The 13,664-nt window shown below is 68.3% G+C and carries 14 protein-coding genes and 1 other RNA gene; 10 read left to right on the top strand and 5 right to left on the bottom strand.

Annotation, left to right across the window (positions count from 1 at the left end; all coding sequences use genetic code 11):
* Positions 1–493: 493 nt before the first annotated feature.
* Positions 494–840, bottom strand: a transfer-messenger RNA (tmRNA) gene (gene ssrA, locus GRI75_RS07695).
* A gap of 274 nt (positions 841–1,114) precedes the next feature.
* Positions 1,115–1,588, bottom strand: coding sequence for a large conductance mechanosensitive channel protein MscL (gene mscL, locus GRI75_RS07700; protein ID WP_160746395.1), 474 nt, complete (start codon positions 1,586–1,588; stop codon positions 1,115–1,117).
* A gap of 131 nt (positions 1,589–1,719) precedes the next feature.
* Here mscL and GRI75_RS07705 point away from each other — a divergent pair, with 131 nt between their 5' ends.
* Genes GRI75_RS07705 through GRI75_RS07725 form a run of 5 tightly spaced genes read left to right on the top strand, consistent with a single transcriptional unit; the run spans position 1,720 to position 5,407 of the window.
* Positions 1,720–2,412 carry a LemA family protein gene (locus tag GRI75_RS07705; RefSeq protein WP_160746720.1) on the top strand — a complete coding sequence of 231 codons (693 nt, stop codon included), beginning with the start codon at positions 1,720–1,722 and terminating at the stop codon, positions 2,410–2,412.
* Between the two features lie 7 nt (positions 2,413–2,419).
* Positions 2,420–3,253, top strand: coding sequence for a TPM domain-containing protein (locus GRI75_RS07710; protein WP_160746396.1), 834 nt, complete (start codon positions 2,420–2,422; stop codon positions 3,251–3,253).
* Positions 3,253–3,927, top strand: coding sequence for a TPM domain-containing protein (locus GRI75_RS07715; protein ID WP_160746397.1), 675 nt, complete (start codon positions 3,253–3,255; stop codon positions 3,925–3,927). The genes GRI75_RS07710 and GRI75_RS07715 overlap by 1 nt, the downstream gene beginning before the upstream one ends.
* A gap of 8 nt (positions 3,928–3,935) precedes the next feature.
* Positions 3,936–4,490, top strand: coding sequence for an NUDIX hydrolase (locus tag GRI75_RS07720; protein WP_328597949.1), 555 nt, complete (start codon positions 3,936–3,938; stop codon positions 4,488–4,490).
* Positions 4,487–5,407 (top strand): ketopantoate reductase family protein, encoded by a 921-nt coding sequence (locus GRI75_RS07725; protein WP_160746399.1) that lies wholly within the window; start codon positions 4,487–4,489, stop codon positions 5,405–5,407. The genes GRI75_RS07720 and GRI75_RS07725 overlap by 4 nt, the downstream gene beginning before the upstream one ends.
* A 25-nt stretch (positions 5,408–5,432) precedes the next feature.
* Here the strand turns inward: GRI75_RS07725 and GRI75_RS07730 are convergent, their stop codons facing one another.
* Positions 5,433–6,335: an isopenicillin N synthase family dioxygenase gene (locus tag GRI75_RS07730; protein ID WP_160746400.1), complete on the bottom strand. Its 903-nt coding sequence runs from the start codon at positions 6,333–6,335 to the stop codon at positions 5,433–5,435.
* Between the two features lie 112 nt (positions 6,336–6,447).
* Between GRI75_RS07730 and GRI75_RS07735 the strand changes: the two genes are divergently transcribed.
* Genes GRI75_RS07735 through GRI75_RS07755 form a run of 5 tightly spaced genes read left to right on the top strand, consistent with a single transcriptional unit; the run spans position 6,448 to position 11,821 of the window.
* Positions 6,448–7,284, top strand: a complete 837-nt coding sequence (locus GRI75_RS07735; protein ID WP_160746401.1) for a beta-etherase — start codon at positions 6,448–6,450, stop codon at positions 7,282–7,284.
* A 1-nt stretch (position 7,285) separates the two neighbouring features.
* The gene (locus GRI75_RS07740; protein WP_160746402.1) at positions 7,286–8,254 is read left to right on the top strand and encodes a 2-hydroxyacid dehydrogenase; all 969 of its coding nucleotides are present in this window, start codon (positions 7,286–7,288) and stop codon (positions 8,252–8,254) included.
* Complete coding sequence (locus GRI75_RS07745) at positions 8,251–9,114, top strand: kinase (protein ID WP_160746403.1); 864 nt, start codon at positions 8,251–8,253, stop codon at positions 9,112–9,114. Before GRI75_RS07740 ends, GRI75_RS07745 begins: the two co-directional genes overlap by 4 nt.
* A 30-nt stretch (positions 9,115–9,144) precedes the next feature.
* Complete coding sequence (locus GRI75_RS07750; RefSeq protein ID WP_160746404.1) at positions 9,145–9,618, top strand: (2Fe-2S)-binding protein; 474 nt, start codon at positions 9,145–9,147, stop codon at positions 9,616–9,618.
* Entirely contained in the window at positions 9,611–11,821 is a 2,211-nt protein-coding gene (locus tag GRI75_RS07755; protein ID WP_160746405.1) for a xanthine dehydrogenase family protein molybdopterin-binding subunit, read from the top strand. Before GRI75_RS07750 ends, GRI75_RS07755 begins: the two co-directional genes overlap by 8 nt.
* A 376-nt stretch (positions 11,822–12,197) precedes the next feature.
* Here the strand turns inward: GRI75_RS07755 and GRI75_RS07760 are convergent, their stop codons facing one another.
* Together GRI75_RS07760 and GRI75_RS07765 are read right to left on the bottom strand one after the other, a co-directional pair.
* On the bottom strand, positions 12,198–12,797 hold the full coding sequence (locus tag GRI75_RS07760; RefSeq protein WP_160746406.1) for a nucleotidyltransferase family protein: 600 nt from the start codon (positions 12,795–12,797) through the stop codon (positions 12,198–12,200).
* Positions 12,794–13,663, bottom strand: a complete 870-nt coding sequence (locus GRI75_RS07765; RefSeq protein ID WP_160746407.1) for an XdhC family protein — start codon at positions 13,661–13,663, stop codon at positions 12,794–12,796. Before GRI75_RS07765 ends, GRI75_RS07760 begins: the two co-directional genes overlap by 4 nt.
* Position 13,664 lies beyond the last annotated feature (1 nt).

A 13,664-nucleotide genomic window follows, 5' to 3' on the forward strand; every position in this document is an offset into this window, starting at 1 on the left:
TGACGGGCCTTCGCGGATGACGGGCCTTCGCGGATGACGGGCCTTCGCGGATGACGGGCCTTCGCGGATGACGGGCCCTCGCGGGATGGCGGGTTTTCGCGTGATGGCGGGTTTGCTCCGGATGGCGGTTCCGTGGGATGACGGCGGCCATCAGCCGTAACTGCGCACCTATCATCGTCGCCCTGAACTCGTTTCAGGGTCCATCTGGCAGCCGTGCACGGATGGGCCGGTGAGGCGTCACGACTCCCCAGCCGCCCTCACGCCTGCGCCGAGAGATGGATCCTGAAACAAGTTCAGGATGACGACTTCTTGCATGCTGTCCCACCCCTTCTCGTCACCCTGAACTTGTTTCAGGGTCCATGTAGCAGCCGGGCAATGAGCCTGCGGTGGTAGCACCAGCGCGTGCGGAGGAAGGGGCGCGCAAGACGCCCAGCATGACGGAGATGTAGAGGATTAGGTGGGGGATTCTGTTGCTAGGCTCCCCCGGGCCCCCGGTTTCCGATTCTGTTACCCGGTTCGGTCCGAACCGTGCTCTAGCTTTGTAATGTCAGGCCGTTAGGCCGTCAGGTTACGCAGCGAGAGCAAGTGCTTCATTATCATTGGCACTTGTGGGTTTTTGAGCCTTTAACGGGTTACTCAGCCCGAGCGAAAACGATGCCTTTCAACACACGTCGATCCTGGTTCGGCCCCGTCACGAACCTCGGCGAACCGAGCTTTGTGGTGGAGCCGCCGGGTACTGCCCCCGGGTCCGCTGTGCCTATTGCACACCGCATTTTATCGCCATAGCCGGCCGAGACCGGCAGAGCCCTATATAGGCAAGCGCAGCTTAATGTGAAGTGAGCGGTTTCACGATCCTCCCTGAGGGGAATAGCGAGGTGCGCTGTCGGTGCGTGCCAGCAGACGCCTTCGCCGGCCTGCCACATGGACCCTGAAACGAGTTCAGGGTGACAATGAGGTGATGGGGGGCCGATGAGGGATAGGGCAGGCCGAGAATTCTCCGTCGCAGAACAACGTCATACCGAACAAAAACCCTCGTCATCCTGAACTTGTTTCAGGATCCATTCCGCCGCAGGCGAGGTTCTGGCGGAGGCGAGCGGTGGCGCCTCCCAGGGCCTCACGTCCCCGGCCTCTCGCCCTTCTTCAGCTCCGCCAGGATCTGCTTGAGCACGTCGAGTTGGGGATCGGTCGGCAGTTCCGGGCTTTTCGAGCTGTCGGCGGTCGATTTCTGCCGTTCCTGCATCTCGTCGAGCACGCGGTTGACCGTCTTGAGCAGCAGGAACAGCGCGGCGGCGATGATCAGGAAATCCACCAGTTGGGTCAGGAAATCGCCGTACCCGAGAACCGGCACCCCGGCCGCCTTGAGTTCGGCGAAATTGGTGGCGTTCCCCGAGAAGTCCTTCGGCACCGGCCCGAGGCGGATGAAATAGTTGGAGAAATCCACATCGCCGAACACCGCCGCGATCAGCGGCATGATGATGCTTTCGGTCAACGAGGTGACGATGCGGCCGAACGCCGCGCCGATGATCACCCCGACCGCCAGATCGAGCACGTTGCCGCGCGCGATGAATTTCCTGAATTCCTGGAACACAGCCGCTCCTCAACTCTTGATGGCGCAACCGTTGCCACCGCCGCGCCCGCCTCACAAGACGTTCGCTTGAACCGCCCGTGAAGCGTGCTATCTAGGCAATACACCATTCTCTGGGAGGTCCGCAGATGTCCATGTCCCTTGCTACCCGCCTCGTACGGTTTGCCGTGGCAATCGCCGGCGCCGCCGCGCTGTCCGCCTGCGGGGTCAACTCGGTCCCGACGGCGGAGGAAGCCGCCAAGGCCAAGTGGGCCGACGTCCAGGCCGCGTTCCAGGAGCGGGCGAACCTGATCCCCAACCTGCAGGAAATCGTCCTCTCCTCGGCGGAGCAGGAGCGCCAGACGCTCAACGACGTGATCCAGGCGCGCGCCTCCGCCACTCGGCCCGAAGTGCAGATCAGCGCCGAGGATCTCGACGATCCGGCCGCCGTCCAGCGCTACCAGCAGGCGCAGAACCAGCTCGGCAGCGCGCTCAGCCGCCTGCTCGTGTCGGTCGAACAGTATCCCCAGCTCCGCAGCCAGGAGAACTTCGGCCGCTTCATGACCCAGCTCGAAGGCAGCGAGAACCGCATCCGCGTGGCCATCCGCGACTACAACGAGGCGGTGCGCCAGTATAACACCGAGATCCGCACCTTCCCCTCGATCATCGCCGCCAACATCATCTACGGCGCCGATCCGCTGACGCCCTACGAAGCAGTGACACCGGGCGCTGAAGTCGCTCCGACGCTGGACATGCGCCCGGGCAACAACGGCGCCGCGCCGGCCGGCGCCAACGACAATGCCCCCGCTCCTGCTCCGGCGGCCACTCCCGCCGCAGCAGCCAACTGATCGGCAGATGGGCGCATTGCCCCGCCTGATCGCCTTGCTGGGCGCTCTCTGCCTGTCGCTTGCCGGCAGCGCGGCGAGCGCCCAGCCGCAGTTTCCCGACCGCGGCACGTCACCCGTGGTCGACGCGGCGAACATCCTCGATCCCGCGACGGAGGCGCAGCTCACCGCCCGGCTCGACGCGTTCGAGGAAGCCAACCAGCGGCAGTTCGTCGTCGCCACGGTGCCCAGCCTAGAGGGCAACGAGATCTCCGACTACGGCTATCAGCTCGGGCGCCACTGGGGCCTGGGCGATGCCGAGAACAACGACGGCATCATCCTCCTGGTAGCGCCCAATGAGCGCAAAGTGCGGATCGAAGTCGGCTACGGGCTCGAAGCGATCATGCCCGACGGCCTGGCCTACGACGTGATCGAGCAGGACATCCTGCCGCGCTTCCGCGAAGGCGACATGCCCGGCGGCATCGTTGCCGGGGCCGAGCGCATCATCCAGCACCTCGAGCTCCCGCCGGAAGAGGCGCAGGCGATCGCCGCGCAGGCGACCGAGCGCCGCGCCGAAAGCCGCGGCGGCTTCCCCGCCGGCGCATTCATCTGGATGGCCCTGCTGTTCTTCTTCGTGGTCCTGCCGATGCTGCGCCGCGTCGGCGGCCGGCGCTATCGCCGGGGCGGCGCGGCCGGGGCGGCCGGCGTCGTCGGCGACGTGATCCTGTGGAGCGCGATCAACGCGGCCATGAGCGGCGGCCGGGGCGGCGGTGGCGGCTTCGGCGGGGGCGGCGGCTTCGGTGGCGGCGGCTTCGGCGGCGGAGGCGGCAGCTTCGGCGGCGGCGGCGCATCGGGGAGCTGGTAATGGCCTATCTCAGCGAAGCCGAACACAAGGCGGTCAGCGATGCGGTAGCCCGCGCGGAGGCGCAGACGGCCGGCGAGATCGTCACCGTCGTGGCCGACCGTTCGGACGGGTACAGCGATGTCGCGCTTGCGTGGGCGGCGATCGTCGCTTTCACCGCGATCGCCTTCCTGGCCTTCTTCCCGGACTTCTACCTCAGTGTGGTCGACCGCATGCTCGGCGGGTGGAACCACGAGTGGACGCCGCAGCAGGTTTTCAGCCTGGCGCTGGCGGTCGGCATCCTGAAGTTCGCCGCGGCCTGGGCGATCCAGCTTTGGCCCCCGCTCAAGTTCGCGCTGATCCCCGGCACGATCAAGACCCGCCGGGCCCTCGGCCGCGCGATCGACCTGTTCAAGGTCGGCGCCGAGCGGCGCACGCACGGCCGCACCGGTATCCTCATCTATCTCTCGATGCGGGAACACCGTGCCGAGATCGTCGCGGACGAGGCGATCGTGACGAAAGTCGATGACGAGGTCTGGGGCGAGGCGATGGCAGCAATGCTGGCGGAGCTGAAGCAGGGCCGCCTCGCCGAGGGGATGATCGCCGCCGTGGAGCGCGTGGGGGCGGTCCTCGCCGAACACTTTCCGCGCGCCGAGGACGACATCAACGAGTTGCCAGACCGGCTGATCGAGCTATGAACCCGGGCGTGTCAGAACGCCCCCTCCCCCCCGATGCCGATGCCCCCGAACAGACCGAATGGGCCGGCAAGTTCGTCGAAGCCAAGCGCCGCGGCCGCTGGGAATATGCCGGCCGGCCGGGGGGCATGCGCGCTGCCGTGATCCTGGCGATCGACGCCGGCGAGGTGATCCTGGTCGAGCAGTACCGCGTGCCCCTGGGCAGGTTCTGCCTCGAGTTTCCGGCCGGGCTGATCGGTGACGAGACCGAAGGCGAGAACGCTCTGGAAAGCGCCATCCGCGAGCTTGAAGAGGAAACCGGCTACCGCGCAGCCCAGTGGGAAGAGCTAGGCGAGTTCTGCTCCTCCCCCGGCATGCTCAGCGAGAGCTTCACGCTGGTGAAGGCCACCGGCCTCAGCCAGGTCGGCCATGGCGGCGGGACCGAGCACGAGGATATCGTGGTCCTGCGCGTCCCGCTTGACCGTGTCGCGGAGACGGTGGCCGAGCACCGCGCGCGCGGCAACGCCATCGACGTCAAATTGCTGCTGCTGCTCGGCAGCGGCTTCCTGGAGGATGCCGCGCAATGAACGTTCTGATCCTGGGCTCCGGCGCGATGGGCTGTCTCTACGGCGCCGCCCTGCACCGCGCCGGCTGCGCCGTGACCCTCGTCGACGTCAACCGCGAACACGTGGAGGCGATCAACGCGAGAGGGCTGGAGCTCGAGCGCCGCTCCGGCACGGAACTGCTGCCGATCCCCGCACGATTGCCCGAGCAGGTGCCCAATGTCGCCGATCTCGTAGTGGTGTTCACCAAGACGTTCCACACCGACACGGCCCTGCAGGGGATCGCCCAGGCGATCGGGCCCGAGACGCACCTCCTCAGCCTGCAGAACGGCCTCGGCAACGATGCGCGGCTGGCGAAACACGCCGCCCCGGACCGCGTGCTCGTGGGCGTCAGCTCGCTGCCCGCCGATCTGGTCGGGCCGGGCAAAGTGCGCAGCCACGGCGAAGGCGGGACGAAGCTCTATCCGGCCTTCGGCGCCGACCCGGAGTTTGCCCGCCGCATCGCCGATCTGCTGACCGAGGGCGACCTGTCCGCCTCGCTGGAGCCGGAGATCCACACCGCGGTCTGGTCCAAGGCGATCTTCAACGCCGCCATGAACCCCCTCTGCGCCCTCACCCGCCGCACCCCCGGCTTCCTCGGCGCGCACGAGGAAAGCAAGGCGATGATCCGCGCTGTCGTGGAGGAAGGCGCGGCCACGGCCAACGCAAGCGGCGTGGCGGTCGACCCGCAGCCGATTCACGATCTGACCGTGGTCTCCGTCACCGACCATGCCGATCACGAAGCCTCGATGCTGCAGGACGTGAAAGCCGGCCGCCGCACCGAAGTCGACGCCATCAACGGCGCGATCGTCCTCGCGGCCCGCGAAGCGGGAGTGGCGGTGCCCGTCACCGAAACCCTGTGGCGCATGGTCAAGCTCGAGGAAGCCAAGCTCGGCCACTAAAATCCTCCCCGGCACGGGGAGGATCTTAGGCCAGGTTGATCTCCCGCAGGCGCTGCTGGAGATAATCGTGCGCGGTGATCGGCTCCCCGCCGCTCCCGTACATCGGCTCGATGAGGAAATCGGGCCGGAAATGCAGGAAGAACGGCATCGAGTAACGCGAACGCCGCGCCGCCTCGCCCGCCGGATTGACCACCCTGTGTGTGGTGGAGCGCAAGCGCCGGCCGGTGAGCCGCTGGAGCATGTCGCCGATATTGACCGCCAGTGCGCCCGGCGGCGGAGAGACCGGCAGCCAGCGCCCGTCCTTCGCCAGCAGTTCGAGCCCCGCCTCCTCGGCTCCGAGGAGGAGGGTGATGGCGTTGATGTCCTCATGGGCCGCGGCGCGCACGGCACCTTCGGCTCCGGGCTGTACCGGCGGATAGTGCAGCAGCCGGAGCACGGAATTGCCCTGATCGACCGTCGGCGCGAAGAAGTCCCGTTCCAGCCCGAGATAGATCGCGATGGCCGAGAGGATCCGACCGCCACTCTCCTCGAAGGTGCCGAACAACGTTTCGAACGTTCCGCGAAAGTCCGACACCTCGTCGGGCCATATATTGGGCGGCATAAACCGCTCCAATGGATCGCCCCGCGGCAAAGTGCGGCCGATGTGCCAGAACTCCTTGAGGTCCTGCACCGCGGCCCCTTTGGCCCGCTCGGTGCCGAACGGCGTATAGCCCCGGGCCCCGCCCTGCCCCGCGAGATGGTAGCGCCGCTTTACGCCGTCCGGCAGCGCGAAGAAGGCGCGCGAGGCCGCCTCCGCCTGCCCGATCAAGTCCGCCGGAATGCCGTGGTCGCGCACGATGGCGAAGCCGAACTCCTCGAAGGAATCGCCCAGCTCGCGGGCGAACTCCTCCAGCGGGTGGGCGAGCGAAACGGATGCGATTTCGGCCATGGCCTTGGTGTAAGTCAGCCGAAAGCGGCTCGCCAGTGCACCCGGCACTTTCCTTTTGCTCGCCCAACCCATAGCAATCGAACAAAATCGATCTCGAGAGGAGCCTCCCACGGTGGCAACGAACAACACCATCACCTTCTACGACCTGCAACTCGCCAGCGGTTGCACGATCAGCCCGTTCGTCTGGGCGACCAAGTACGCCGTGAAGCACAAGGGCTTCGAACTCGACGTGGTGGACGGCGGCTTCACCGGGATCATGGAGCGCACCGGCGGCAAGACCGAGCGCCTGCCGGCCATCGTCGACGACGGCGAATGGGTGCTCGATAGCTGGGGCATCGTCGAATACCTCGACCGCAAGTACCCCGACCGGCCGCTGCTGATCCCGCACGAGAGCATCGCCGCCCTCACGCGCGCGCTCGACGCCTGGTTCTGGGGCGCGGCCACCGGGCCGTGGATGCGCTGCTTCTGCGCCGACTACCGCGATCTCTCGCTGCCGCAGGATCAGGAATACGTCACCACCAGCCGCGAGGTGATGCTCGGCAAGAAGCTGGAGGAGATGCAGCAAGGCCGCGAGAACCGCCTGCCGGCGATCTCCGCCAGCCTGGAGCCGCTGCGCCTGGCGCTGCGCGAGCATGAGTGGCTCGGCGGCAGCGAGCCGAACTACGCCGATTACCGCATCCTCGGCTCGATCCTGTGGCTCGCCTCCGTCGCGCGGACGCCGCCGCTTTCGCCGGAAGACCCGCTGCGCGACTGGATCGAACGCTGCCGCGACCTGTTCGGCGGCCTCGGCCGTCACCCCGGCCTGCAGGAGCTCTACGGCCTCGAGCAGCGCGAAGGCGATCCCGACTTGTTCATGAAGCCGCAGGCCGCCGGCGGCGGCATCTTCAAGCGGAACACCGGCCCTGCCTCGACCCAGGCAGAGACCCAGAAGATCACGAAGAAGGCCTGACGTGGCGCGCCCGAGAGTCCTCGTCACCCGGCGCTGGCCGGAGGCGGTCGAACGCCAGCTCGCCGAGCGGTTCGACGTGACGTTCAACGAAGCTGACCGCCCGCTGAGCCAGGCCGAACTGGCCGCTGCGATGGCCGAGTATGACGTGCTCTGCCCGACCGTGTCGGACCGGATCGACGCCGAGGTGATCCGCGGTGGCGACCGGGTGAAGCTGATCGCCAACTACGGCGTCGGCTTCGACCATATCGCCGTGGGTGCAGCCAAAGCCAAAGGCATCGCCGTCACCAACACGCCCGGCGTGCTGACCGACGCGACCGCCGACATCGCCCTGACGCTGATCCTGATGGCCGCCCGCCGCGCCGGCGAAGGCGAGCGAGAGCTGCGCGCCGGCGCCTGGTCCGGCTGGCGGCCGACGCACCTGCTCGGCTCCTCGCTGAAGGACAAAGTGCTCGGCCTCGTCGGCTTCGGTCGGATCGGCATCGCCACCGCGCGGCGAGCGCACCACGGCTTCGGCATGAAGATCGCGTACTACGCCCGCCGCGAAACGGATCCCGAGATTGCGCGCGAGCTGGGCGCCGAGTTCTACCCGGACCTGACCGCTCTGCTCGGGGCATCGGATGTCGTCTCGCTCCACGTGCCCGGCGGCGGCGAGACCGAGAACCTCATCGGCGATGCGGCGCTCGCGGCGATGAAACCCGGCGCATACCTGATCAACACCGCGCGCGGCGGGATCGTCGATCACGCGGCGCTGGCGGCGGCCCTGCGCGAAGGACGGATCGCCGGCGCTGGGCTCGACGTCTATCCGGCAGAGCCGCAAGTGCCGCAGGAACTGCTCGGACTGGAGAACGTGGTCCTCCTGCCGCACCTCGGCAGCGCGACGCGCGAGACGCGCACCGCGATGGGCGAGCGCGCGCTGGCGAACGTGATCGCCTGGGCCGAAGGCGAGCCGCTTCCCGACCGCGTGGCATGAGCAGCGAGTCAATTGGGGCGCTGATCGAAGCCGAGCGGCTGCCGGACGACTATGCCGAGGTGGTCGAGCAGTACTGGCGGCCGCTGGCGGAAGAGATCGCCCGGCGGAAGGACGGCAAGCGCCCGCTCCTCGTCGGCATCAACGGCGCGCAGGGCAGCGGCAAGTCCACGGTGTGCCGCTTCCTGGAGGTGCTGCTTGGGGAGCGAGGCCTCGTGGCCGTCACGCTCTCGCTCGACGACCTCTACCTCACCCGCGCTGAGCGCCGGGCCCTGGCGGCGAGCGTCCACCCCCTGTTCGCCACTCGTGGCGTGCCCGGCACCCACGACGTGCCGCTCGGCATGGCGGTGCTCGACCGGCTGCTGGCGGGCGAACCAGCGGATCTTCCGCGCTTCGACAAGGCCGCCGACGATCGCGACTCGGCCAGCCGCCACGTCCCGGGCCCGGTCGACGTCGTGCTGTTCGAAGGCTGGTGCATCGGAGCTGCACCGCAGCCGTCCTATGCCCTGGGCGAGCCGCTCAATGGCCTGGAGCGCGACGAAGACCCCGACGGCACCTGGCGCCGCGAAGTCAACCGCCGCCTGGCCACCGACTACGCCGAACTGTTCGCGCGAATCGATCTGCTGATCATGCTCGAGGTGCGGGACTTCGAAGCGGTCCGCGCCAACCGGCGGCTGCAGGAAGAGAAGCTCGGCGCCGGGCCGGCGGTGATGGACCAGGCGGCCCTCGACCGCTTCCTGGCCCATTACCAGCGCCTTACCGAGCACATGTTCGCCGAGCTGCCGGCACGGGCCGACATCCTCGTGGAGATCGGCCGCGACCAGCGACCGTTGCGGCTTTCCACGCGCGGCCAAACCTTGTAGACATTGTCAAACACTTCCCGGAGGGATCGGATGCCTACCAAGCTCACCATCAACGGCGAGACTCGCGAACTCGACGTGCCCGACGACATGCCGCTGCTGTGGGCCCTGCGCGGCGAGCTAGGCATGGTCGGCACCAAGTTCGGCTGCGGCGTCGGCCTTTGCGGCGCCTGCACCGTCCATGTGGACGGCGTGGCGACGCGCTCCTGCTCCACCCCGGTCAGTTCGCTCGCCGGCAAGCAGGTCTCGACCATCGAGAGCCTGGCCGAAAGCCCTGTCGGCCGTGCGCTGCAGCAGGCCTGGCTGGACGCGGACGTGATGCAGTGCGGCTACTGCCAGGCCGGTCAGCTGATGAACGCCACCGCCCTGCTGGCGAAGAACCCCTCGCCCGCCAGCGACGAGATCACCTCGGCAATGGCCGGCAACATCTGCCGCTGCGCCTGCTACAAGCGTATCCACGCCGCGATTGCCGAAGTCGCCGCCAACGGAGTGTCCGCCGATGCGTGAGCTGGCCCAGACCGCGCAGCTTTCGCGCCGCTCGCTGCTCAAGGCCGGCGCCCTCGCCGGCGGCGGGCTGTTCCTGTCCGTCACCCTGCCCGGCATGGCCCAGGCGGCAACCGGCGGTGGAGCCGCGGAGCTCAACGCTTTCGTCTCGATCGCGCCTGACGGCGTGATCACCATCGTCAGCAAGAACCCGGAGATCGGCCAGGGCATCAAGACGATGCTGCCGATGCTGATCGCCGAGGAACTCGATGCCGACTGGGACCAGGTGAAGATCGTCGGATCCGATTACCACCCGACCAAGTACGGCTTCCAGTTTGCCGGCGGCAGCATGTCGACCCCGATGAATTGGCTGCCGATGCGCCAGGCCGGCGCCGCCGCGCGGCAGATGCTGCTCGAAGCCGCCGCGCTGGAATGGGGCGTGGCCCCGGCCGGCCTGCGCACTTCGAAGAGCACGATCACCGATCCGGCGAGCGGCCGCACGATGACTTACGGCCAGGTCGCCTCCTCCGCCGCCAAGTCGAAGGTGCCGGACCTGGCCAAGGTTCCGCTGAAGGACGAGAAGGACTTCGTCATCATCGGCCGCGCCATCGGCGGGATCGACAGCCCGAAGATCGTGCGCGGGGAGCCGATCTTCGGCGTCGACACGCAGCTTCCGGGCATGAAGTACGCCGCGTTCGAACGCGCGCCGGTGTTCGGCGCCCGCTTGCGCTCCGCCGACCTCGAAGCGGCCAAGGCCGTGCCCGGGGTCGAAGACGTGTTCGTGATCGAAGGCGGCGACAATCCGGCGGAGCTGGTCGATGGCGTCGCCATCGTCGCCGGCAACTGGTGGATCGCAAACAAGGCGCGCGAGAAGCTCAAGATCGACTGGGACACCGGGGAGTGGGCTTCGCACAGCAGCGCCAATTACGACGCCCAGGCGAAGAAGCTGTGGGCCGAGCCGCCGAAGGACACGATCGTCGAGGAAGGTGACGTTTCCGCCGCATTCGCCGGTGCCGCCAAGGTGATCGAGGCCGAATACCACTACCCGTTCCTGGCCCACGTGCCGATGGAACCGCAGAACTGCACCGCGCTGGTAAAGGAAGACGGCTCGGTGGAGATGTGGGCGCCGACCCAGATGCCGCAGTCCGGCCACCAGGGCGTCGCCAAGATGCTGGGCGTTCCGGGGGAGAAGGTCACTGTCCACATCACCCGCATGGGCGGCGGCTTCGGCCGGCGGCTGACCAACGACTTCATGCACCAGGCGGCGGCTATTGCCGCCCGCAAGAAGGGCACGCCGATCCAGCTCATCTGGAGCCGTGAGGACGACCTGCGCAGCGACTTCTACCGCCCGGCCGGGTGGCACAAGTTCCGCGCGGCGATCGATGCCGAAGGCAAGCTGACCGGGCTGGAGGATCACTTCGTGACGTTCTCCACGAAAGGCGAGATCCCGATGTTCGCCCAGATGGGCCCGAAGGTCTTTCCCGCCGGCTACGTGCCGAACCTGAAGTACACGGTCTCCCAGATGGAGAGCCGCGTGCCGATGGGCGCGCTGCGCGCGCCGCAGTCGAACGCGCTGTCATACGTGTTCCAGTCGTTCCTCGACGAAGTGGCGGCGGAGCAGGGCAGCGACTTGCCGACCCTCTTGCTGTCACTCCTGCGCGGCAAGCCGGACGAGCCGATGCAGCGCGGCTTCGGCGGCGAGAGCCCCGGCTTCAGCCCGAAGCGGGCGATCGGCGTGATCGAGAAGGCGATGCAGATGGCCGACTGGTCGACGCCTGCCGCAGAGGGCCGCGCCAAGGGCTTCGGCTTCTACTTCAGCCACAACGGCTATTTCGCGGAAGTGGTCGAGGCGAGCCTGTCCCGCTCCCGCCAGCCGGTCGTCCACCACGTCTGGGCTGCGGGCGACGTCGGCAAGCACATCATCAACCCGCACGGCGCGCTCAACCAGATCGAAGGCTCGATCATCGACGGCATCGGCCAGGCGCTCGGCCTGGCGGTGAAGATCGAAGGCGGCGCGGTGCAGCAGTCGAACTTCCACGACTATCCGCTGCCGCGCATGCCGGTGACGCCCACGATCGACGTCGAGTTCGTCAAGAGCGACAACCCGCCGACCGGCCTCGGCGAACCGGCCCTCCCGCCGGTCGTCCCGGCGCTTACCAACGCGCTCCACGCCCTCACCGGCAAGCGCGTGCGGAGCCTGCCGATCGACCGGAAGCTGTTCGCTTAGGAACCAGGATGCCCCGTTCGTGGTGAGCTTGTCGAACCACGGACGGGAGCGCCTCTGGTCCTTCGACAAGCTCATGACGAACGGACGTTGGTTGGGGCCCTCACCCTTCCCCGTTCGTAGTGAGCCTGTCGAACCACGACTGGCCCAGCGCTCCCGTCCTTCGACTGGCTCAGGACGAACGGACGTTGGATGGGGCCCTCACCCACCGCCGTTCGTGGTGAGCCTGTCGAACCACGACTGGCCCAGCGCTCCCGTCCTTCGACAGGCTCAGGACGAACGGGGGGTGGATGACAGGACGAACGGGGGTGGATGGGGAGCCTACCCACTCCGTTCGTGGTGAGCTTGTCGAACCACGGGCGCGCGAGCTTCGACAGGCTCAGGACGAACGGAGCTGGGATCGGCGGAGTAGTTCGGCGACTTCCGCCAGCTCCTCTAGCCGATCGACATCGAGCAGTTCATCCGTCGCGGTTTCGGTCATCATCACATCCGTCCGCCCGCGCAGCACCCGCGCAGCGCCGACATCACCGGAAAGCATCTGCAGCGCGGGAAACAGCACCGCCGGGAAGGCGGCAGGCACCCCGGGCTGCCTTTCGGGATAATGGACCGAAGCCGGCGTCCCCGCGAGTGCGGCGCTGGCCAGCCTCCCAAGCGTAGCCCGCGAGACCAGCGGCATGTCGGCGAGCAGGATCAGTAGCGCCTCGCTGCCGCTCTCGGCAGCCCACTTCGCCGCCAGCGCGGCAGAGGTGCCCAGCCCTTCCCCGGCACGGTCGTTCACCAGCACCTCGCACCCGGCCACCCGTGCGAACTCCGGCACCGCATCGCCGACCACCACCGCCAGCCGCTCGTGCTCGACCTCCAGCGCAGTATCGAGCGCCCAGCGCCCCAGCGGCTTGCCGGCAAGCTCCGCGTCCAGCTTGCCGCCGCCGAAGCGGCTGGCGCTGCCGGCAGCGAGGATCGCAATCGCGAGGCCGCTCATCGGTGCGGGTGGAGCCCCTCGTATGCGCCGACGATCTCGGCAAGCACGGACAGCGCCAGCACCGCGGGGTCGCGCGCGCGGGGGATCAGGCCAACGGGGCTGGTGATGCGCGCCAGCTCGGCATCGGTGTGCCCCGCTGCGCTGAGCCGCCGGAGCCGCTCCTCGCGTGCCGGCGCGCCGCCTTGGGCCCCGATGTAGAACGCCGGCGTGCCGAGAGCCCAGTCGAGCAGGGCATGCTCCCACTCGTGATCGTGGAACAGCAGCAGCACCGCCGTCCAGGCATCGGCGGCCACGCCGCCCGGCGCCTGGCCCAGCGAGAGCCCCTGCCCCGGCTCGCGCCACTCGACCGGAATGCCCTGAGCCGCGGCCAAGCGGACCAGCGCCGCGCTCTCGATCCCTGCTCCCATCAGCACCAGGCGCAGCCGGGGAACGTAACGGCGTTCGCCGAGCAGCCCGGGCGCCGCATCCTCGGGCAGAGGAAGCGGCAGAGCCGCCTCGCGGCGCGCATCGAGGTCGGCGATGCAACTGGCCAGCGCTGCCCGGTCCGGCGCGGGATCGATCAGGATGTCGAGCCCCGACCCGCACGGCAGGCGGAAGTCCACCGCCGGCGATCCGCGGCCGTAGCGCAGCAGGCGCGGCCGCCCTTCCGCCATCGCGGCGAGCGACTGGCTGACCAGCTCGTCGTCGAGGCACTTGTCGGCCATGTCGCCGGCGCGGGTCCCGTCGCGGGAGACCGCCAGTTGCGTGCCGACCCGGCGCGAGAAGCTGCCATCGATGCCGACGAGCGTGCACAGCGCCGCCTCGCCGCCGGCGGCGTGAAGCAGCGCACAGTGGTCGCCGGACGGAGGGAGGGAACGCTGACTCATC

This window comes from Croceibacterium soli (assembly GCF_009828065.1).
GTDB classification, from domain to species: domain Bacteria; phylum Pseudomonadota; class Alphaproteobacteria; order Sphingomonadales; family Sphingomonadaceae; genus Croceibacterium_B; species Croceibacterium_B soli.